Origin of the sequence: Waltera sp., from assembly GCF_046969025.1 — a bacterium.
In the GTDB taxonomy this organism is placed as follows: domain Bacteria; phylum Bacillota; class Clostridia; order Lachnospirales; family Lachnospiraceae; genus Acetatifactor; species Acetatifactor acetigignens.
In genome coordinates, this window is the sequence record NZ_JBKVQF010000037.1 from 1 (window position 1) to 20030 (window position 20030).

General features: G+C 46.1%; 21 protein-coding genes and 2 tRNA genes. 7 read left to right on the forward strand and 16 right to left on the reverse strand.

Going from position 1 to position 20030, the window contains the following annotated elements; translation table 11 throughout:
* Positions 1–78: 78 nt before the first annotated feature.
* The 7 genes from ACLTOH_RS14600 to ACLTOH_RS14630 all read right to left on the reverse strand — a co-directional run bounded on the left by ACLTOH_RS14600 (position 79) and on the right by ACLTOH_RS14630 (position 5929).
* Positions 79–1017, reverse strand: a complete 939-nt coding sequence (locus tag ACLTOH_RS14600; RefSeq protein ID WP_117467523.1) for a DUF1848 domain-containing protein — start codon at positions 1015–1017, stop codon at positions 79–81.
* Positions 1014–1505, reverse strand: a complete 492-nt coding sequence (locus tag ACLTOH_RS14605; RefSeq protein ID WP_242993752.1) for a hypothetical protein — start codon at positions 1503–1505, stop codon at positions 1014–1016. Before ACLTOH_RS14605 ends, ACLTOH_RS14600 begins: the two co-directional genes overlap by 4 nt.
* A gap of 25 nt (positions 1506–1530) precedes the next feature.
* Positions 1531–2052, reverse strand: a complete 522-nt coding sequence (locus tag ACLTOH_RS14610; RefSeq protein WP_117467517.1) for a flavodoxin family protein — start codon at positions 2050–2052, stop codon at positions 1531–1533.
* Positions 2053–2222: 170 nt separating this feature from the next.
* Positions 2223–2612 (reverse strand): hypothetical protein, encoded by a 390-nt coding sequence (locus ACLTOH_RS14615; RefSeq protein WP_337415391.1) that lies wholly within the window; start codon positions 2610–2612, stop codon positions 2223–2225.
* A 98-nt stretch (positions 2613–2710) separates the two neighbouring features.
* Positions 2711–3811 carry a Fic family protein gene (locus ACLTOH_RS14620; protein WP_118540041.1) on the reverse strand — a complete coding sequence of 367 codons (1101 nt, stop codon included), beginning with the start codon at positions 3809–3811 and terminating at the stop codon, positions 2711–2713.
* A gap of 124 nt (positions 3812–3935) precedes the next feature.
* Positions 3936–4664, reverse strand: coding sequence for a class I SAM-dependent methyltransferase (locus tag ACLTOH_RS14625; protein WP_022262569.1), 729 nt, complete (start codon positions 4662–4664; stop codon positions 3936–3938).
* Between the two features lie 62 nt (positions 4665–4726).
* Positions 4727–5929 (reverse strand): class I SAM-dependent rRNA methyltransferase, encoded by a 1203-nt coding sequence (locus ACLTOH_RS14630; protein ID WP_227064518.1) that lies wholly within the window; start codon positions 5927–5929, stop codon positions 4727–4729.
* A gap of 129 nt (positions 5930–6058) precedes the next feature.
* Here ACLTOH_RS14630 and ACLTOH_RS14635 point away from each other — a divergent pair.
* Positions 6059–6132, forward strand: a tRNA-Pro gene (locus ACLTOH_RS14635).
* Positions 6133–6414: 282 nt separating this feature from the next.
* Here ACLTOH_RS14635 and ACLTOH_RS14640 read toward each other — a convergent pair.
* The 4 genes from ACLTOH_RS14640 to ACLTOH_RS14655 all read right to left on the reverse strand — a co-directional run bounded on the left by ACLTOH_RS14640 (position 6415) and on the right by ACLTOH_RS14655 (position 11494).
* On the reverse strand, positions 6415–8067 hold the full coding sequence (locus ACLTOH_RS14640) for an O-antigen ligase family protein (RefSeq protein ID WP_412224310.1): 1653 nt from the start codon (positions 8065–8067) through the stop codon (positions 6415–6417).
* A 75-nt stretch (positions 8068–8142) separates the two neighbouring features.
* On the reverse strand, positions 8143–9183 hold the full coding sequence (locus ACLTOH_RS14645; protein ID WP_412224311.1) for an AI-2E family transporter: 1041 nt from the start codon (positions 9181–9183) through the stop codon (positions 8143–8145).
* 88 nt (positions 9184–9271) lie between these two features.
* Positions 9272–10018, reverse strand: a complete 747-nt coding sequence (locus ACLTOH_RS14650) for an RluA family pseudouridine synthase (RefSeq protein WP_337763144.1) — start codon at positions 10016–10018, stop codon at positions 9272–9274.
* A 27-nt stretch (positions 10019–10045) separates the two neighbouring features.
* Positions 10046–11494 (reverse strand): RsmB/NOP family class I SAM-dependent RNA methyltransferase, encoded by a 1449-nt coding sequence (locus ACLTOH_RS14655; RefSeq protein ID WP_412224312.1) that lies wholly within the window; start codon positions 11492–11494, stop codon positions 10046–10048.
* A gap of 193 nt (positions 11495–11687) precedes the next feature.
* Here ACLTOH_RS14655 and ACLTOH_RS14660 point away from each other — a divergent pair, with 193 nt between their 5' ends.
* The gene (locus ACLTOH_RS14660) at positions 11688–12860 is read left to right on the forward strand and encodes a cellulase family glycosylhydrolase (protein WP_412224313.1); all 1173 of its coding nucleotides are present in this window, start codon (positions 11688–11690) and stop codon (positions 12858–12860) included.
* 15 nt (positions 12861–12875) lie between these two features.
* Here ACLTOH_RS14660 and ACLTOH_RS14665 read toward each other — a convergent pair whose 3' ends face one another.
* Entirely contained in the window at positions 12876–13436 is a 561-nt protein-coding gene (locus tag ACLTOH_RS14665; protein ID WP_227064512.1) for a TIGR01440 family protein, read from the reverse strand.
* Positions 13437–13513: 77 nt separating this feature from the next.
* Positions 13514–14665 carry an SLC13 family permease gene (locus ACLTOH_RS14670; RefSeq protein ID WP_117465344.1) on the reverse strand — a complete coding sequence of 384 codons (1152 nt, stop codon included), beginning with the start codon at positions 14663–14665 and terminating at the stop codon, positions 13514–13516.
* Between the two features lie 80 nt (positions 14666–14745).
* Between ACLTOH_RS14670 and ACLTOH_RS14675 the strand changes: the two genes are divergently transcribed.
* Together ACLTOH_RS14675 and ACLTOH_RS14680 are read left to right on the forward strand one after the other, a co-directional pair.
* Positions 14746–15333 carry a manganese efflux pump gene (locus tag ACLTOH_RS14675; RefSeq protein WP_118502984.1) on the forward strand — a complete coding sequence of 196 codons (588 nt, stop codon included), beginning with the start codon at positions 14746–14748 and terminating at the stop codon, positions 15331–15333.
* A 97-nt stretch (positions 15334–15430) separates the two neighbouring features.
* Positions 15431–16891, forward strand: coding sequence for a spore germination protein (locus ACLTOH_RS14680; protein WP_412224314.1), 1461 nt, complete (start codon positions 15431–15433; stop codon positions 16889–16891).
* A 154-nt stretch (positions 16892–17045) separates the two neighbouring features.
* Here the strand turns inward: ACLTOH_RS14680 and ACLTOH_RS14685 are convergent.
* Positions 17046–17117 (reverse strand) — tRNA-Gly (locus ACLTOH_RS14685).
* Positions 17118–17288: 171 nt separating this feature from the next.
* Positions 17289–17969, reverse strand: a complete 681-nt coding sequence (locus ACLTOH_RS14690; RefSeq protein ID WP_145985630.1) for a hypothetical protein — start codon at positions 17967–17969, stop codon at positions 17289–17291.
* A 303-nt stretch (positions 17970–18272) separates the two neighbouring features.
* On the opposite strand from ACLTOH_RS14690, the gene ACLTOH_RS14695 reads away from it, so the two are divergent.
* From ACLTOH_RS14695 to dinD, 3 genes are all read left to right on the forward strand, one after another.
* Positions 18273–18542 carry a hypothetical protein gene (locus ACLTOH_RS14695; protein WP_118502990.1) on the forward strand — a complete coding sequence of 90 codons (270 nt, stop codon included), beginning with the start codon at positions 18273–18275 and terminating at the stop codon, positions 18540–18542.
* Positions 18508–18717: a DUF4177 domain-containing protein gene (locus ACLTOH_RS14700; RefSeq protein ID WP_172594829.1), complete on the forward strand. Its 210-nt coding sequence runs from the start codon at positions 18508–18510 to the stop codon at positions 18715–18717. Before ACLTOH_RS14695 ends, ACLTOH_RS14700 begins: the two co-directional genes overlap by 35 nt.
* Positions 18718–18885: 168 nt before the next feature.
* Complete coding sequence (gene dinD, locus ACLTOH_RS14705; protein WP_337413246.1) at positions 18886–19779, forward strand: DNA damage-inducible protein D; 894 nt, start codon at positions 18886–18888, stop codon at positions 19777–19779.
* Between the two features lie 33 nt (positions 19780–19812).
* Here dinD and ACLTOH_RS14710 read toward each other — a convergent pair.
* Positions 19813–20030 (reverse strand): hypothetical protein (locus tag ACLTOH_RS14710; RefSeq protein ID WP_337418196.1); only part of this gene is annotated, 218 nt, incomplete at its 5' end.

Sequence of the window (20030 nt, forward strand, 5' to 3'; positions counted from 1 at the left end):
GATGGTAAGCTGTTTTTTTCTCTGTCCTGACGCCGATTGTTCACGTATCAATTTGTTGATTTCTGTGATACCTTCTAATTAGAAAAAATCAAACCGAAGCTGTCTGTCAATCCAGTTCTTCTGCTCCGCTTCATGTATAACATCTCCCGACATACTTTCACCGATCAGAAACGGAGATTTGGGATTATGTTTTTTCCTGTTTTCTTTCACTAAGTTTACATCTGCATTGGCATAACAATATTTGCATAAATGTCCACATGTATCATATGCGCCTATGTCCACGCCAAGCACGCAGGCGCAGGCACCGTTCCTTTGATTGATCTTTCTCTTCGGAATCTCTAATCTGTTATGAAGTGCCTTTTCAAAAGTAGCCACCGTCATACATCCGGAGCAATCCGCACCATACGCGGCCAGATCATTACCCTCAGCACAAGGTCTTACCGTCATTCCGTATTTTGCAGCAATCTCTATCAATGCCTTACCGATTGTAATTCTATCCCGACGGCTTACCGCTTTCGCTTCCGGGAAATTCCGTTCCACTTTTTTATAAATATCTATAAAGCTGATTACACAGGTTTCGGTATACCCATGCAGTACCGCCGCCATTTTTTCAAACTCAGATATATGCCATTCTACCGTATGCGTGGCATCTACCAGGATTGGATCATATCGCCAACCGATGCTGTCCACGCCTACGATATCCGATAATATTTTAAAGTGATCCATTACCGTTCCCGTATCCGGAACATTTGGCTCAATGTCTCGTCCATATGGCGTGATCGTGACAAACCAGTACTGCCCATACGGTGTTAATTGCTCCATAAAAGGAAGCATTGGCGCCGGATTCTTCGTGCAAAATGCAATCAGATCCACAACCTCAGGCGAGAGACTGTACTTTGTTACCTGTGTAGGATTATAGGGATTCCTCACTAACACAAAGCCTTCCTGTATTCTGTTCATCAGCCATTCCGAATAAAATGCCGGAATATCTGTTCTCATCCCTGTCTGAATAATCATTGCCACATCACCAAAAGTCCTACCGGCAAAGCAATCACCGCCTGGCTGAACATTCCTATCACTGCATATTTAATATGATGCCAATAATCATGGTAAGCATCCACCAAATCCTCAGTTCCCGGAATTATCATCTTCTTACTATGGCAAAACCACAGACAATCCACTACCAACGCATCAAACCAGATCTCAGCTACCCACATAATATATCCGTGAAACCATCCTTCAAAGAACGTGCGTGCACCGCCGATATAGTACGCCAATACCGTCTGCAAAAATATGTATCCGATAAAAAGTCCCAGTTTTCCTATCGTTGCTTTCTTTGTAAGTTTCGCGGAGCTTTCCTGAATCAATCCAAGCTCTCTGCATCGGTCCTGTATCGCCTTTGGGTATTCCTGTATCATGCCAAGCTTCCCCTTCTTTGCCATAATGATGCCGCTAATTGTAAAAATGACGACATTAAAAATAACGATTTCTAATAAGTAATTCATTTTGCCCCCTTATGGCACGATTAACTTAACAACTTCCTATATTCTCCAATTCTTCCAGCGCTTCCATATTTTTCTGCAGATCATCCCTTGCCGTTGCATAATATGATTTTTGAAAAAGCATATCCCACGACAAATAATCTGCCATACAATCAAACTGCTTTCTGATCAGTTCATACTGTATATTATCTACGGGAGAACCTCCTACAACGATCAGTCCTGTCTTTTTCCCTTTCAACTGCATTCCGCGGCAATAACATTTATCTATAACCTGCTTTAACTGGGCAGACATTCCCCACCAATATACCGGTGTGGCAAATACTATCATATCTGCCGATACGATCTGATCGATTGTGGCATTTGTGTCATCCTTATCTACACAGCCTTTATAGCATTGACAAGCACCACATCCTTTGCACGGAGCTATATGTAACTGATCCGGTTGAATGATTTCTATATCATTCCCTGCAGCTGCTCCCTTCTGAAACGCATCAATCGCCGTTAAAACATTTCCTTTTCTGGCACTGCCATTGATTATTACAATTTTCATAAATAACACCTCCCGTATAGTATCTTTTATTTAGGCCCAGAAATTTAACGCTTTAGATCCGGGTTTCATTATTATTTTGGGATTCCATTATTATTTCACTAGTTTACACTATTTTTCATTATCTGTTAATCTCATATACAAATGGAATTTTTATTGCTTACAAACAGACATTATCTTGCATATAAAATCTGTAAATCTCCGTCAAAAAATCCAATGCCTATTGCTTGATATTCTTTTAATTTTCCAGCATATTTTCCAGAAGAAAGGTATTCATTCACTAAACTAATAAAAAAAGTTTCCACTAATTCCCAATCACTTTCACACTCTATCACGAAAGGTTGATCTCTTGTAGTAAAGACTTCATCACAAGTCCAATCATCATTATCCTTATCGAATGAAAATGTGCCGACCAATTCAACAGACCATTTATTATCTGTATCTTCATATAAATTAAAGTTAATTGCTTTTATTTCACTATTCAATTCATTCTTCAAAATCAAATCTAACCATTCAAAGAAATCTTTGGTTTTATTCAGTTTTAACCTATCAAGTAATCCCATAACTTCACCCTCCACAAATACCGATTTATTTATCCCATCTTATCATATGACAAATGAGGAACAAACAGATCTCTATTTCTATTTAAGCAACATCAGTTTCAAAGAATAGCTTTCATGATTTCTTCTTCATTGTCTCTGGTAAATTTGCTTAATTCATAGGATCGGATCCTCTGGTTGACCAGTATGGGAACTACAAAACCATTTTTCACCAAAACAGCTAATCTGTTAATAATTGTTTTGTTCGTGACGGACAGTTTCCTGCTGACTTCAATCGGTGTAAATTCCCCTTTATAATCCATGATCAAAAGTCTCAAAAGTTCCTTTTCCTTTCCTTTCAGGAACGATAAACTTGCAGCAACATCTTCCTCATTGGAAGCCATCTGCAGATCACAAACCTTTCCAGAGTATAGCTTTACCATCCTCAGAAAATAGTTGATCCAGATTTCCGGATGGGGCGGATTATCTCTTCCGGAATAATATAATGCAGGAAGTCCCATCTGGATGGATTCATAATATTCATCGATATCATAGGCAAAATATTCTTCCAACGATCCGATTCCGTTAAATCCGTATCCGTTTAAATCCATAATGTAGCCGGAAAGTAATCTTGCGGTTCTGCCATTGCCGTCTTCAAAAGGATGTATAGTTACTAATTGGTAATGTACCACTGCAGCTACGATTAGTGGATGATCGTCGGTCGTATTTACATACGTTACCAATTCGTCCAGCAGATTCGGAATATCACAATATTCCGGGGGAATATAATCCGGTCTTCCTGTCTTAGAGTCATATACGGCAAATAACACTCCCGGTGGCATAGGTCCTCTAAATCCGATTTTTTCCTTGGATGCCCCTTTTTCTACCAATTTCTGTACGTCCAAAATAAGTTTTTTAGAGAATGTCTCTTTTTTAGTTATCTTTTTTTCCAGAAAATTCAATGCAAGAAAGTAATTTCGGACTTCCTGCTCCGGTTTCAAATAATGCTTTCTTTCATCATTCTCAATCACCTCATCGACCTGTTTTTCCGATAAAGGATTGCCTTCTATCTTATTTGAAGCATAAGTACTTTTTTTCTTTGAGTTCTTACGCAGCTTATTCATAACGGTTTGGGACAGCTTGATGGAAGATACTTTATATCGGTTTTGCTCGATTTCCGTAATATACTTTAATATTTCGTTCGTTAAAGTTACCTTAATCATGAAAAAAGCCCTCCTTTTCAATATTATTATATTCAAAAGGAAAGCTTTTTTCCATTATTATTTCACTATTTTTACACTATTTTTCACTATCTGTAAATCTCATATACAAACTTGAAGTTGTTTATTAAACCTTTTTAACCTTAACCAACAACATCATAGGTCTACGCATTTCATTACACATTCCCGGCATACCCATCATATCTGCCGGAGGCATTGCTTCCTCAATAGCCTCAATTTGAAAACCACATTTTATAAGTGGATTCAATATCTGCGTTAATGTGTGGTGCTGTTTAATTACTCGTTGACCAAGAAAATTGGTTTCTCTTTCGCCTGTGTAATAGTAATTGTCGATTGGCCAATATTTAGGTTTCCCATTTTCATCATAAATCCAATCCTCATTAACACCTGCGGTGAAAGTCGGATGTTCAATATTGAATAGGAAATACCCACCTACTTTTAATGTGCAATACACCTTTTGATAAACATTAGCTAAATTTTCGATATAGTGCAGTACCAGGTTAGAAACAACTAGGTCATAAGTATTTTCAGGATAAATGTATTCTTCAACACCGCAAACTTTATACTTGATTTTGTCATCAGAGTTATCAGCTACTGCTTTTGCAATCATTTTTTGACTACTATCAATACCAAGAATTTCAGTAGCTCCCATTTGTGCGGCATATTTGCAATGCCAACCGTAACCACATCCTAAATCCAAAACTTTTTTTCCCTGTAATTTAGGGAATAACGGTTGCAACTGATGCCACTCTCCAGCAGCTTTCAGACCATCTTTGCTTCTTCCCATTTCCGCATATGCGGCAAAAAATTCACTATTATCGTAAATATTTCTCATTGATAATTACCTCCACAACTTCAGATTTGTTTAAATCAAAAATTTCCGTCACTTTCAGCCACTTACTTTTCATCCACCACCTGAAAAATGTAGAACTTGAGGTAATAACTCTCGTCCGCTGCCCACAGGATCGGATGATCCGGACCCTGTGTCTTGAATTCTACCTGGCGGAGACGCTTATGCGCACCATGAGAAGCTTCCCGGATTGTTTTGGCAAAAAGCTCGGGATCCATGAAATGGGAGCAGGAACAAGTTACCAGGAATCCGCCGTCCTTCACCAGCTTTAAGCCCCTAAGATTGATCTCACGATATCCTTTTACAGCATTTTTGATGGAATTGCGGGACTTGGTAAAAGCGGGCGGATCCAGGATCACCACATCATATTTCTCGCCCTGCGCTTCCAGCTCCGGCAATAACTCGAAGACATCTGCACATCGGAAGCTTACCGTATTTTCCAGTCCGTTCAGCTTCGCATTTTCTGTTGCCTGATCCACAGCCAGCTGGGAAGCATCCACACCCAGAACACTCTTCGCTCCGGCGATTCCCGCGTTCAAAGCAAAGGAGCCGGTATGGGTGAAGCAGTCCAGCACCTTTTTATCCTTACAGAAACGATGAATGGCGGCACGGTTATTCTTCTGATCCAGGAAAAATCCGGTCTTCTGTCCGTCCTCTACATCCACCATGTAATGCACACCGTTCTCCACGATCTCTACTTTCGTGTCAAACGGTTCGCCGATGAAGCCTTTATAACGCTCCATACCCTCCTGTAAGCGTACCTTGGCATCGCTCCGCTCGTAGACACCGCGGATCACAATGCCATCCTCCGCCAATACTTTCTTCAAAGCATCAATGATCACAAGCTTCCACTTATCGATTCCCAATGCCAGAGATTCCACTACCAGTACATCCGAGAATTTATCAATGACAATACCCGGCAGGAAATCCGCCTCTCCGAAGATCAGACGACAGCTGGAGGTATCAATAGTCTCCTTGCGGTAATTCCAGGCATCCCGTACCCTCTGCTCAAAAAATGCCTCATCGATCACCGTATCCTTCCTGCGCGCCAGCAGACGGATCGTGATCTTGGAGTTGGTATTAATATAGCCATATCCCATGAAGTAGCCGTCAAAATCATGGATAGCTATAATATCACCATTCTCAAAATCTCCCATAATGGATGCGATCTCATTGTCAAAGACCCACATCCCCCCGGCTTTCAGAGTTCTGCCCTCTCCTTTTTTCAATGTAACGATTGTATTATACATAGAATTTCCTCTCTTGATTTCGTGATTTTATCGTTTTTGCAACTTTTTCTTCTATCATATTCGTTTTTTGCTTGACAATCAATGGGTTTTTATTTATTATTTTAATGTTGACGCAATTAATGTTCACATCGTCGCGTGGCTCAGTTTGGTAGAGCGCTGCGTTCGGGACGCAGAGGTCGCAAGTTCGAATCTTGTCGCGACGACTAAAAATACTCCCTCACACATGTGTGAGGGAGTATTTTTGTTCTTGCAACTATTCAAACTTACGACCTCTAACTGGTTCGGACACACCGTTCGGGTGCAGAGGGTCCACGAGGTCCGGGGGACCTCGGCTTTGAGCCGACCGAAGCGGAGCGGAGACCCACGAGGTCCGGGGGACCTCGGCCTGGACCGACCGAAGCGGAGCGGAGACCCACGAGGTCCGGGGGACCTCGGCCTAGACCGACCGAAGCGGAGCGGAGACCGCAAATTCAACTTTCACTAGTTCAATCACGGGCTGAACGCCGCAAATTCTCTCCAATCCCCATAATCACAAACACCGTCGAAATATTCATCACCTGCTGGAAGCTGAACATATTGTTCACCGTATAGGCCAGCACACAGAACCCGCAGGCTCCCACCAGCATCGACTTTTTCCCGGCATGCAGGAAATTACGGATTACTGAGATCATCATTCCCGCATAACTGACCAGCCCCAGCACTCCTATATCCACCAGGATCGTCAGCCATTCATTATGTGCATTAGTGAGGCGGTTTCCATAGAAGAAATCATACACCATATTTTGCAACTCCGGGCTGGCCTCATTCGACAGAAACGCATACATGCAATCCGGCCCTACGCCGAAAATCTTATGTAACAGATCTGCTTCCCAGAAGCATCTGGCTCCCGTCGACCAGGTGGCTCCCCTGTTGCTGCCCCAGGCCGCGCTGAACACCAGCCAGTTGCTACCCCCGTCACCTGCTGTCTCCGTCAGAAAGGACGTCAGTTTTCCGCCCAACAGCGTATTCGCCAGGATAAACGCTAATAATGCCACGCTCACAACCGGCAGTGCTACGCACAATATCCGATAGATGCCCCAAAAAAGTTTCCCACGGTAATGATTTCTGTTATTGCTGGTATGTACCAGCCACAGCACCACTACTGACACGATCGTCATAATCACACTCATTGCGGAAAACGTCAGGATATCCGTCACTTTTTCCATCGGCAGTTCCTGCGAAAGCACATTGCAGCTCCGCAGAATATATGTGATCAGACATGACACCGATAACAATGTCATTTCCTGCCAGAGGCATTCCATTTTTCCGCCATCTTTCACAGACATGCCAAACAATACAAACAGCATTACGGCTAAAGTTACAACACCACTGCTGCTGCCCTGGGTTACCAGAGAAGCAAAACCGATCGTCACATACCCCATCAGCAGCGCTCTCTTCCAAGTGATCTCCGATCCCATCCACCATAACAGATAAACTCCACCGAACAGCACCGTCACCAGATAACCGCAATACCAGTTAATATTTCCCACGGTAGAAATAAAGGAGGAATTGATGATCTCCTTATCTACAAGGCACAGCCCGAATTTATTCATATATCCGAGGAAAAAAACAATGGTCGACACCGGCAATGTCAGGATCACGATCCAGTCGTTTCTCTGCCACATCCGTGAGATCATAAAATATACAATGACCGCTCCCAGCTGGGTCCACATCCCCATCCGCCAGGATGCCGTCCCCCACAGTGCCTCCTCCCGATACCGGGTAAACAAATAGGACATTACCACGGCAATCCCGTATAGAGCAGCGAATTTATCCGTGGTGTTCAAAGCCTGCCAGATTCTTTTCGGAATAGTCCGAAATTCCGGAAGCTCCTGTTTCTGCTTTGCCACAATGAGGCGAAGGATCAGCCACAACACAAATACCGGAAGCAGACATTTCCCCGCATAAGTCATAGTCTTAATAAAAAAATTCTCCTTGTCTGTTCCGATCTGGGCATAGCCCCTGTTGTACAACGGCAGTACAGCCAATATCACAAACAGATACACGCTGATCACGATATCACACAGGAACCGGCTGAAATTGCATAGCGTTTCTGCCACCGATTCCACAGAATTTTTCCCTTTTGTTTTTTTTGCCATAGATCCGTCTCTCCTAAGCTTCCTTTGTCTAATACTTTTATGATAGCTTTCGACACTTCTTTCGTCAATCTTTTCTCATTCCTGTTGTTCCTGCTCCCTCTGGCGGTCAAACATCCGGGCGAGACTGTGATAAGTCTCATAAATGAGCACAAATCCCAGGGGTCCCTTAATGATCCCCCAGACACCGAACAGCCGGATTCCCGCATACAGTGACACCAGCACTGCTATGGGGGATACCCCTATTTTCCTGCCGATGAGACGAGGCTCCATGACCTCCCGCAGAAAAATGCAGACCACATACAATACACCACAGACCAGTGCCCGGCCCCAGTTGCCATCCAGGATCTGAAACATGCCCAGCGGAACCAGTACCACTCCCGTTCCGATAAAAGGCAGCGCATCTAAAATCCCCGCCAGGATCCCCCACAAAATACCATGTTTTATTCCGGCGATTCCCAATGTTGCCGCGGCTGTCATGGCAATCGTGGTCATAATGATCCCCTGGGCCTTTACAAAAGTGGCAATATAACGGACGATCCCGCAGATCACCTCCAGAAGTACATGACAGGCCTCCTGATCCAGCAGACGGTTCATAATACCGTCATAGTCTTTCGCCAGCAGCACCGAAGCGATCAAAAACGTCACCAGAAATCCTCCCAGTTCCGCGAACCACTGCACATACTGCATAGACTGGGAAAGCATTCCCGGCAGAATATTTTCTTCCAGTGAATCCAGCCCCTCCTGTAGTCTGCCACTGACCGTATTTTCCAGATACGCAGTGTCCACACCAATAATCTCTCCCACGCTGCGACACAGCCCCCGGACGGCTTCCAGCCACTCCTGCTCCCGCAGTTCCAGATTGCCGATCCATACCGGCAGGCTGCCTAGCATCCAGGACACCAGAATCCAGAGTAACCCCACCAGCAACACTGTTGCCACGATGAGAAGCACTATGGCACTGAGGGGTCTGGGAAAATGCAGACGCTGATTCATCCGCTTCATCATTGGCCCAAAAATTGTGACAAACAGCATGGCCAACAGTACCGGTGCCGACAGAGGTGTCAGATATTGCAGAAAAAAATAGACTGCCCCCGTTACCAGAAGCAGTACTATCATCTTTTTTCCTATTATGTTTTTGCCAAATTCTCCCCAATCCATGCCGCACACTTCCTTTTTGGGATTAGTGTGTGCCGGACAGGCTTTTTTATCCTTCGAAAATATCCTCCGAAGGAATTTTTGTAAATTTTTCAAATGCAGGATTCTGCGGTTTCACCCGGAATGACATCTTTTTGCCGTTGCCGGGATGGGTAAAATCCAGAGAATATGCGCAAAGTGCCACGCCGCGATATGCCGGACTCCCCGCCGTTCCGGCGACTGTAGTGTTCCCGTATTTGGTATCTCCCAACAACGGCCATCCCGCATGGGCAAACTGCACGCGGATCTGGTGGAACCGTCCGGTCTCAATGCAGACATCTGCCAGTGCCAGCGGCATAGGCTGATTAATTTTCTCCAAAATGCTATAATGCAGTTTTGCTATCTTTGCGTCTGGAAAATTCTTCTCTCTGCCGGTGACTGCCACTGCCACGCTGCCCTCTTTCCGTAGATAATCCACAAGCTCCCCTTCTGCAACAGCAGGATATCCACAGAGTACTGCATAATACTGTTTATTCAATGTGCCCGCCGACAATTGTTTCGTCAGAACTGCTGCCGACTTTTTCTCTTTGGCGAATACCAGCACACCCTCCACCGGCTGATCCAGTCTGTGGACTATGCCCAGATATGGCTCTCCTTTTCCCGGTCCCAGCCTCCCTGTGTCGGGAAGCTTTGCAAGATGGGATTTCAACTCGCTGACCACATCCGGTTGTCCGATCCCGGCGGACTGTACCGCCAGTCCTGCCGGTTTGCGGATGACCATGATGATCTTGTCTTCGTATAATATTTCTGTTCTCATATAAACTGTCCTTATTGTCGTGATCCGTTATCCCTTCCGCAGCCCCTTGGGATAATGGTTCTTCATGATGCCTCCGGCCAGTTTTCCCCAGCCCAGGCTGATGCCGTCCACGCAGATCAGATACCAGCCCTTCTCGCCTTCCGCGGAAAAAGTCTGTCCCTTCAGATAAGCAGCCGCTTCCTCCACGGACAGATTCCATACATGCTTCACATCCTTCGGGCACAGCGCCAGTGCCAGCGCATGAGCCGGTTCGAAACGATTCTTTTTCAAGGTTCCCAGGTGCAGTCCCGGACGCAGCACTTTCAGCCCCTTGACCCCTGGCATTCTCTCCGGCATACGGTACAGATTATCACCGAACGCCAGAAATCCTTCTCCCGCCGTACACAATCCCGCTTCCCCCATCAGCTTCTCCGAAAAAGTCTCTTTTGCAAAAGCAAAATATTCCGCCCAGTCCTTCGCAAGGTTCTTTGCGGGGATTCCTTTTTCTGTTCCCGTTGCGCACACCGGCTGATACCCCTCCGGAAGCTTTCCCTTCTTCTGCAATACCGCGGCGTAATGACCTTCTCCCTTCAGCTTATGAGGCCACAGGCGCAAGGTACCTTCGATTCCCGGCGCGGGATTCTCCACGCAACCCGGAATGCCGTCACAGCCCTCCGGGATCCCCAGTGCTTTTTTATCAATGGGAACGATCTCGAATTCCTCATGCTTTGCCAGAAAACGGCTGATGCTGCCTTCGTTTTCCGCAGAAGCAAAGGTGCAGGTAGAATATACCAGTCTGCCGCCGGGTACCAGCATCCGGGCGGCACATTCCAGAATGCCGTCCTGTCTGTCCGCACAGAGCTGTACATTCTCCGGGCTCCATTCCTCACAGGCCACTTCATTCTTCCGGAACATTCCCTCTCCGGAGCAGGGTGCATCCACCAGGATCCGGTCAAAATATTCCTCGAAAATATCCGCCAGGTGCTCCGGCGTCTCATTCAATACACAGGCGTTGCGGATGCCCATGCGCTCCACGTTCTCCGAGAGTATTTTCGCCCTCGCCGGGTGGATCTCATTCGTGACAAGCAGTCCTTCTCCCTCCATCGCTGATGCGATCTGGGTACTTTTCCCTCCGGGAGCAGCACATAGATCGAGGATCCGCTCTCCGGGCTGTGGTGACAGTAGTGTCACAGGTGCCATGGCACTGGGTTCCTGAATATAATAAAGTCCCGCTTCATGCCAGGGATGTTTTCCCGGCTGGTCCTCTTTTGTGTAGTAATAGCCGTTGTCCGCCCAGGGAACCGGATGCAAACGAAAGGTCTGCTGTATTTTTTCTTCTATGACAGTACTGTCATCTGTCCGTCCGGACTCCGTCCGCAGTTTTAGGGGATTCAGACGCAGTGCCTGATATTTTTCATGGTCAAAACTTACCAGGAACTCCTCGTATTCCGATCCCAAAAGTCCCTGCATTCTCTCTAAAAACACCTGTGGAAGCATGGATTTCCTCCATTTCTATAATCTGTTCCCATTAACTGTATCACAGCTCCTATTCGGGGGCAATCATTTCTTGCCAAGCTACACAGACACAATTATAATATTTGTTGTAAGTGCTTGTTTTTAGTTTTAAAAGGTAACCCATTGTTTGTATTTTCATTCGTTTATTCTCAAACAAATAGGAAAAGAGGTTATTATGTCTATTTTCAGAAAAACACTCAGCTGTGCCGTACTGGCAGCCTTAGGCACCTGTGCTCTCGCCGGCTGTGGCAAACAGGATGCAGCCAATGAAACCGCAGCGACCTCCTCTGAGGCACCTTCCGCTGCCATCACCGAGACCATCTCCGAAAGCACAACCGCTCCCGAACAGACATCCGTCCCCGAAACAGTCGAAGCCCAGCCTGTGGAAACTGAACCCCCATCTTCCGAAGCACTCTCCGTGGATGCCTCCACGCCCTATGGGCAGCATGGCGCTCTCCATGTAGAAAACGGTAAGCTGACAGACGAAAACGGCAACACCGTTCAGCTCTACGGTATGTCCACCCACGGTATTGCCTGGTTCCCCCAGTATATCAATTATGATTCCTTCCGTACCCTGCGGGACGACTGGAATACTAACTGTATCCGCCTCGCCATGTATACAGCGGAATACGGCGGTTATTGTGCCGGCGGTGATAAAGAACAGCTGAAACAGCTGGTAAAAGATGGCGTATCCTACGCTACGGAGCTGGGAATGTATGTGATCGTGGACTGGCATATTTTAAGTGACTGTGATCCGAACCAGAACAAAGATGAGGCAATCGCCTTTTTCCGGGAAATGGCGGAAGTTTTTGCCGACAACGACAATGTGCTCTATGAGATCTGCAATGAACCCAACGGCGGTACTTCCTGGGACAGCATCAAGTCTTACGCAGAAGAAGTCATCCCGGTGATCCGGGCGCAGAAGCCGGATGCCGTAATTCTCGTGGGAACACCAACCTGGAGTCAGGAGATCGACAAGGCTGCCGCTTCTCCGCTGGATGACAGCAATGTAATGTATACGCTGCATTTCTACGCAGGCACCCATAAAGACGACCTGCGGAACCGCTTAGAGACCTGTGTTCAGAACGGGCTTCCGGTATTTGTCAGCGAATTTGGCATGTGCGATGCCTCCGGCAATGGTGCCAACGATTTTGATTCCACGACCAAGTGGCTGGATCTGCTGAACAAATATCAGATCAGCTTCTGCTGCTGGAATCTCGCCAACAAAGACGAAAGCAGCAGCGTCTTCAAGGCTTCCAGCACGGCACTTTCCGACTGGACCGACGATGATTTCAATGAATCCGGACGCTGGATCCGTGACTACTTCCGCGGAATGCCACAGAAATAGCCACATATCATTTCTTTACAATAATTCTTCGTCATAAACCGCTCTGCCGCCACCAATGAATTTCGGTCTGGTGCGGGCGCATACCACATGGGCGTCTCCGATCTGTCCGGACCGGAGGCGCACCGGTACTGCCACATCTCTCAGATGCATTCCGATCAGCGTATCCCCGATATCCATTCCTGCTGCCGCCTGAATATGTTCCACAGCCACCGGATGCTCGAAGGCTTTATACGCCGCCGTCGCAAAAGATCCGCCTGCCTTAGGCTGAGGTACCACATTTACCATGGGATAACCATATTTTACCGCAGCCTCTTTTTCCAGAATCAGTGCACGGTTCAGATGCTCACAACACTGCGCAGCCAGATATACCCCGGCTTCCTGCGTGGCCTGGTAAATACCGCCGAAGACCATCTCCGCCAGCTCCGGGCTGGAATAGGTACCGATAGTAGCACCTCCCACCTCACTGGTAGAACAGCCTACCACAAACAGCTCTTCCTGCTCCAGCCTCGCCTTTTCCAAGATCTCCTTGGCCGCCAGATAAGCCTCTTCTGCAATGATTGTCATATCTTCTGTCATGACGAATACCTCCCAGATTATTTTTTAGTTATTGCCATCTTTTCTGCCTTTCCCGGCAGACAGACTGCTTTCTATAGTTACAGCAGACAGTTTTCCAATACCAATATCATTAAAAAAACGATATTTGCTATGGTAAACCATCCAAAATACTTCTTTTTCTCTCCCGGAATCTGTCTGGCCACCTGTTTATAAGAGATCAGACTGGCCATGGATGCGATCAGCGTCCCCAACCCTCCCAGATTCGTACCGATGATCAATGCCGTTATATTTTCCGTAAATCCGGATAACAGCAGGGCCGCCGGAACATTACTGATCACCTGACTGGCAATCACGGCTGTCATCACTTCTCTACCTCCGATGATCTTCTGCAGGAAATCACAGAAAGCAGGCATTCTTCCCATATTTCCTATAAAAATAAAGAAGCCCACAAACGTCAGCAAAAGCGAATAATCCACTTTTATAAGAGTACCACGATCTAAAAGGAGAACCGCCAATGCCACAGTTCCCAATGTCACCGGATAAGGAATCATATGAGCCACAGTCAGCAGACACAACACAAATAACAGCAAATATGCCGGAAGTAAATATTTCTTTTGTTCCAGCTTCTCATCTTCTGTCAGCAAAACTTCTGCTCCCCGGACTTCGATTCCGCTTCGTTTTGCCACAATTACCACACAGATCATCAGTAAAAGCAGTGACACCAGAGAATAAGGCAGCATCAAAAGTATAAATGTTCCAGCGGACATCTGTGTTTTCCCATATAAATACAGATTCTGCGGATTTCCGATCGGCGTCAGCATACTTCCCAGATTGGCAGCTATCGTCTGCAGAACGATCACAGGTACTGCCAGTTTTTTCACAGCTTCTTCGCCTGTCAGCCGCAGCACAATGAAGGTAAACGGTACAAACGTGATCAATGACACATCATTGGTGATGATCATACTGAAAATGAAACACAATAGTACCAATACCTCTGCCAACTGTATGGTATTCTGTGTATGTCGCAACAGCGTTTTTGCAATATTACGGAAAACACCCAGTTTCTGCAAGCCTGCCATCACCGTCATCAGGCAGAAAAGGATCGAAAGTGTGCGGAAATCAATATATCCTGCATATTCTCTGTCCGGCGGAATCATCACCGCGGACACTATTGCCAGCAGGATCGCTACGGTCAGAACCGTCTCTCTTTTTAGGAATTCACTCAGTTTTCTCTTTACTTCCATACTCATTTGTTCCTTTGCCCCACAACCTCACAAAATAATTTCAGGGGAATATAGTAAAATTAAGAATATTTTCTACGGAGCATGTTATGTCTATTCTGCCCCCTCTGCTCTTCGGCATCTCAGCCAGTCTGGATGCCCTTCTGGTAGGTATGGCTCTGGGCCTCCAGAAAGTCCCTCTGCCTGCCAGACATAATCTGCTGATCAGCACAGTCACCCTGATCGGGACTGTGATCTCTATAGGTCTTGGCAACCTGTTGTTACCCTTGTTTCCCATCGGCATCGGTACCCGGATCGGAAGCAGTGTACTGATCCTTTTCGGTCTTTACTACGTGGGAAAATGGCTGCTTTCCAGATGGTGCTGCAATTTTTCCCCGGATAATAATCTGTGCCAGAAAAAGAAAAAATTTGTCGGGCACCGGGAATTATCCCTGTCGCAGATACTGGCGCTGGGCTGTGCCCTTTCCATGAACAATATCGGCATCGGTTTCTCCGCCAGTATTACGGGACTTCCTTTCCTTCCGGCATCGGTGTCCACCTTTTTCTGCTCCTTCGGATTTCTGGCTTTCGGAAGCCGTCTGGGCAGGTCTGCTTTCCTGCAGCAGATCGGGGAATATACGGATCCCGTCTCAGGTTTATTGTTGATCCTGCTGGGGTTGTGTCAATTATACCACTGATCCGTATAGTTCCGAAAAACCTGGGGAATCTATCTGAATAATAATACCATATACCTGTTTGGCAGTCTATGCAAGTGATCAGAAAGGATTCCCCACTATGGTACAACGCTCCTTATCCACAAATCTATCCAAAAATACAGCACTTTTCCACGCTCTGCTGCCACTGGATGACAGTTTTGACCTGATCACCCGTGACCTGAAGCTGGGAAATACGCCGGCTTACTGGATCGGTGTCAATGGTTTTTGTAAGACGGAGATCCTTCAACAAATTTTTTCCGACTTGCAGGACCCCCTCTATACACTGGATTCCGAAATCCGGGATCTCCCTCGCTATGTGCAGAGCAAACTGGGGTATGCCCAGGTGTCACTGACTTCCTCTATAGATACGATTCTGCAAAACATTCTCAGTGGCCCCTCTGTCCTTCTGGTAGAAGGTTTTGCGCAGGCCGTGATCATCGATGTCCGTACCTATCCTGTCCGCAGCATTTCCGAACCTGACACCGAACGGATCACCCGTGGTGCCCGGGACGGTTTTGTGGAGACGTTGTTGTTCAATACCAATCTGATCCGCCGGAGGGTGCGTTCTCCGAAACTGACATTCTCTATCTGTTCTCTGGGTGCAGAAAGCCGCACGGATGTAGCTATCGCCTATCTGGCGGATCAGGTCAATGAGGAATTATTAGATACCTTAAAGAAAAAGCTTTCCCAATTACAGATCACTTCCCTGACCATGGGCAGCAAAAGTCTGGAAGAACTCCTGATCAAAAAACGCTGGTGGAATCCTCTGCCCAGTATCCAGCTGACGGAACGGCCCGATGTGGCCTGCAGCTATCTGTGCGAAGGGCATATTCTGCTCATCGTGGACAACTCCCCTGCCGTTCTGCTGCTTCCCGGTACGATCTTCCAATTTACCCAGAGTCCGGAGGACTATTACAACAATCCTCTGACCGGAACCTACTTCCGCATGATACGCTTCCTGTGCATTCCGGTCAGTCTCCTACTCCTTCCGGTATTTTTACTTCTCTCCGCCTACTATCCCGAGATTACTGCCTCGCTGCAGCTCACACCCGTCAGCGATCTGTCACCCTTCCGCCTTTTTTTCTATGTGCTGGCGGTGGAGTTCCTGCTGGATCTTTTCAAGTATTCAGCGGCACTCAGCTCCAGCCGCGTCTCCGGTGCTCTGTCCATTGTCGGCGGACTATTAATCGGTGACATTGCTGTCAGTCTTAACTGGGCCTCCACGGAAGTCCTCTTCTATGCTGCCGTCACCATGCTGGCGAATCTGTCCCTCTCCAGTATCGAATTTGCTGATGCTCTGCGGATCTACCGTATTCTTTTGGTCGTCACAACAGGGCTCTGGGGATTGCCGGGATTCCTTATCGGTCTGACACTGGTGACAGTCTCTATTTTGACTACCCCGACCTTCGCAGGCTTCAGCTACTTCTGGCCCCTCTTTCCTTTTAACGGCCCGGCTCTCCGAAGCCTCCTGTTCCGCCGCCCCACCTATAAGGCACAGCCAAGTAAAGTCTGGTCCCGCGGTCATGCGCATACAAAATGAAGCTCCTATACAAACCGGAACAAATACGTATTCCCTTTTGCTTCTGAAATTTTCCATGCGGACCGGAGCGGAGCGTAGACATCGAACTTTCGAGCCCTGGCAGGGCTCGAAAAAAAGAACGATACCGATTTGGTATCGTTCTTTTTTTCATGAGAGCGCGAGACGGGGATCGAACCCGCGACCCCCTCCTTGGCAAGGAGGTGCTCCACCGCTGAGCCACTCGCGCATAATGTACAGGTCAAAACCTGTATCTTGAAGGTATGAAATTAATTGTGTTGACATTCATCCGCAATCTGATGAATGTCTGCTGTGTGTCTCACAGCAAAGACTATATTACATGATGAATGCCAAACTGTCAAGAAAATTTTTGAAATTTTTCGAAAAATTCCACCACATCCTATTTATCCGTAGTAAGATGGCTGTATTCTCCCTTTCGATTATAGGAATCTGTCAGGTAGCTTTCATCCGTAAGAATGCATTCGATCTCCTGATCGTCCTCTTTGTACTGGCTTCTCTTCCGCAGATCCTCTTTAGTATGCTGTTGCTTTGTCTGCAGGAAATCTCCGCTATGGGATCCCAGGAATCGTCCCGGCAGCCGGTCCATCAGTTTTCTGGCTACCTTCTGTACCTGATAACGCACTTTCTGAAAAGGATTCGCCGGCATGGCATCCTTTGCTTCCACAGGCCGGAAATACGTATGGGTAGCCGCCGTCTCCACCGCCGCCCTGTTCAACGTAGTCTTCACGCCCACAGAATTTCCCGTAACAAGCGTCTCCTGACCCGCGATATGATTACCGCTGCCATCCTTCTGTGAACTTATCGCGTCATTGGATTCTTTGCTGTCTCCCCAGATCTTCTGTAAGAGCTGTTTTCCACTATTCCCAATATTCTGTACCCAGGACAACAGGTTTCCCTTAGAATTCTCCTGCAAGGCTTCTGTAGCCATCTGCGCCGTCTGCGCGGCTCCGGACTTAGCCCCCATACTGCCCGTATCCGTATTTGCCCCATGTTCATGAAGACATGATGTTACATGATGAGAATATGTGTCATGTCCGCTTCCGACTCCACCGACCTGCATAAGCGCCTCCGTTCCTGTTTCCGGGTCTACCTGTTCTATCATGTATATCGGAGGTATTCACTATTTTATTCAGTCTCCCGGGGCACCTTGTTATAATTGGTCATCCGCACACACCTCTTTCACGTACTTATCAACAAAGCATCATTCTGCTTAGACAAGATCTCTTGAAAGTCAAACCTAATTTTGGGTTTTATGTAATTGTTCCAGGTCAAAAAATGCTGCTTTTTTTCTTGACACGGGAACATATGTTTTCTACAATTATTGTAGTGCAGCTCTACTAATTTAATTGGAAGGAAACACCTCATGGGTGATTTACTCAATGTCGACATGAATTACCTTATTGGAAAAAAAGAATCTACTGAAATTATTCCGGATAGCTATTATCTCAATCCAGAAGCCCGTGACATGGCTCAGTTTCTCTTCGAGAATCCGGAATACAAGGTCCTCTTCGATGCCTCACGGAAAGTGAAGCCGGAGGACATTCAGTTTGTAAAAGAGATGATCGAGATCGGGGCGCACAAAAGAAATGGGAATCACTATGAATCAGTATGTAGTATTACAAGTGACACTTAAGGAGAAACTTATCGGAACTGCATCCAAGAATCTGAAGGAGCTCGAGGATGTGATCAACGCCCAGGCTGCAAAGGGATACCGCCTGCACCACACTATTACCACCGCTTCTGCCAATAGTACCGGCTTCGGCGGCGGAGACCGGATCCAGGCTACTATGGTATTCGAGAAACTCTGATGTTGTTGCACCGGTGCAATTTTTCAAAAATATAAATTTTAGGAATAACTTGACAAGGCTTGCACATAATGGTATTATTCCACTAATTAGCGAATGACTGGTGTCCGGTCGCGAAAGAGTCTTGGAATTGTATTCCAGGGCTCTTTTTACATACAAAGGAGAATTGTAATGAACGAACAAGAATTTGAAAAACAGTTAAATGCTTTGCACGAACGCGTGCTCTCGAAAGCTCTTTCTGACGAAGAGAAAAATAATTATACCGAGTCACTATTTGAATCTATTCGTCATGTAAATAAATACGGGCAAGAATTTTGGTATGCCAGAGATTTACAAATCGCTCTGGAATATACTGAGTGGAGAAACTTTTGCAAGGTTATTGAAAAGGCAAAAGAAGCCTGCCGAGGTAGTAATAACGCGGTATCTGACCATTTTGTTGACGTCAACAAAATCGTAAATGCTGGTGCCACCAGTAAGGATATCGGAGATATTCAACTTTCACGATATGCTTGTTATCTTATTGTGCAAAATGGTGATCCTCGAAAAAAGGTTATTGCACTTGGACAAACCTACTTTGCAGTAAAAACCAGACAGCAAGAACTAATTGAAAATTATGAAAATCTTTCCGAAGATCAAAAACGTATCGCCATCCGGCAGGAAATGAAAGAGCATAATAAAATGTTAGTAGCTGCTGCCAAGGATGCTGGTGTTGAAACTACCCTGGATTATGCTATATTTCAAAATTACGGATATATGGGACTATATGGTGGTTTAAAGGCTAGCGATATAAAGGAGCGTAAAGGCTTAAAGAAATCACAAGACATACTCGATTACATGGGATATGAAGAATTAGCTGCCAACCTCTTCCGTGCTACTCAGACGGAAGCAAAACTCCGCCGTGAAAATATTCAAGGCAAACAGGAAGCGAATAAAACCCACTTTGAGGTTGGTAAAAAGGTGCGTGACACCATTAAAGATCTTGGTGGCACAATGCCGGAAGATTTGCCTACACCGGAAAAAAGTATTCAGCAATTAGAGAGAGAGCAAAAGAAAAAATTGAAATAAAAAATCAGCCCAGTGCACCAACACCAGCGCTGATTACCGGGCAAACCGATAAATCACCTTGAACAAGTTTTTAATTATGAAAAATATAATGCCTGGAGACTTTTGTTTGATAAAAAGGATACTAAAGAGAATCGACGTACCTTTTTGGAATGGATGCAACATGAAAATTAAAACCCTTGAAAAATCAAGGGTTTTTAAAAGCGGGTGATGGGAATCGAACCCACGTATCCAGCTTGGAAGGCTGGTGTTCT

Bases quoted from the DNA above. Each gene is read 5' to 3' on its own strand.
- ACLTOH_RS14600 (WP_117467523.1), bottom strand. From the start codon at position 1,017: ATGATTATTCAGACAGGGATGAGAACAGATATTCCGGCATTTTATTCG.
- ACLTOH_RS14605 (WP_242993752.1), bottom strand. From the start codon at position 1,505: ATGAATTACTTATTAGAAATCGTTATTTTTAATGTCGTCATTTTTACA.
- ACLTOH_RS14610 (WP_117467517.1), bottom strand. From the start codon at position 2,052: ATGAAAATTGTAATAATCAATGGCAGTGCCAGAAAAGGAAATGTTTTA.
- ACLTOH_RS14615 (WP_337415391.1), bottom strand. From the start codon at position 2,612: ATGGGATTACTTGATAGGTTAAAACTGAATAAAACCAAAGATTTCTTT.
- ACLTOH_RS14620 (WP_118540041.1), bottom strand. From the start codon at position 3,811: ATGATTAAGGTAACTTTAACGAACGAAATATTAAAGTATATTACGGAA.
- ACLTOH_RS14625 (WP_022262569.1), bottom strand. From the start codon at position 4,664: ATGAGAAATATTTACGATAATAGTGAATTTTTTGCCGCATATGCGGAA.
- ACLTOH_RS14630 (WP_227064518.1), bottom strand. From the start codon at position 5,929: ATGTATAATACAATCGTTACATTGAAAAAAGGAGAGGGCAGAACTCTG.
- ACLTOH_RS14640 (WP_412224310.1), bottom strand. From the start codon at position 8,067: ATGGCAAAAAAAACAAAAGGGAAAAATTCTGTGGAATCGGTGGCAGAA.
- ACLTOH_RS14645 (WP_412224311.1), bottom strand. From the start codon at position 9,183: ATGATAGTACTGCTTCTGGTAACGGGGGCAGTCTATTTTTTTCTGCAA.
- ACLTOH_RS14650 (WP_337763144.1), bottom strand. From the start codon at position 10,018: ATGAGAACAGAAATATTATACGAAGACAAGATCATCATGGTCATCCGC.
- ACLTOH_RS14655 (WP_412224312.1), bottom strand. From the start codon at position 11,494: ATGCTTCCACAGGTGTTTTTAGAGAGAATGCAGGGACTTTTGGGATCG.
- ACLTOH_RS14660 (WP_412224313.1), top strand. From the start codon at position 11,688: ATGTCTATTTTCAGAAAAACACTCAGCTGTGCCGTACTGGCAGCCTTA.
- ACLTOH_RS14665 (WP_227064512.1), bottom strand. From the start codon at position 13,436: ATGACAGAAGATATGACAATCATTGCAGAAGAGGCTTATCTGGCGGCC.
- ACLTOH_RS14670 (WP_117465344.1), bottom strand. From the start codon at position 14,665: ATGAGTATGGAAGTAAAGAGAAAACTGAGTGAATTCCTAAAAAGAGAG.
- ACLTOH_RS14675 (WP_118502984.1), top strand. From the start codon at position 14,746: ATGTCTATTCTGCCCCCTCTGCTCTTCGGCATCTCAGCCAGTCTGGAT.
- ACLTOH_RS14680 (WP_412224314.1), top strand. From the start codon at position 15,431: ATGGTACAACGCTCCTTATCCACAAATCTATCCAAAAATACAGCACTT.
- ACLTOH_RS14690 (WP_145985630.1), bottom strand. From the start codon at position 17,969: ATGCAGGTCGGTGGAGTCGGAAGCGGACATGACACATATTCTCATCAT.
- ACLTOH_RS14695 (WP_118502990.1), top strand. From the start codon at position 18,273: ATGGGTGATTTACTCAATGTCGACATGAATTACCTTATTGGAAAAAAA.
- ACLTOH_RS14700 (WP_172594829.1), top strand. From the start codon at position 18,508: ATGAATCAGTATGTAGTATTACAAGTGACACTTAAGGAGAAACTTATC.
- dinD (WP_337413246.1), top strand. From the start codon at position 18,886: ATGAACGAACAAGAATTTGAAAAACAGTTAAATGCTTTGCACGAACGC.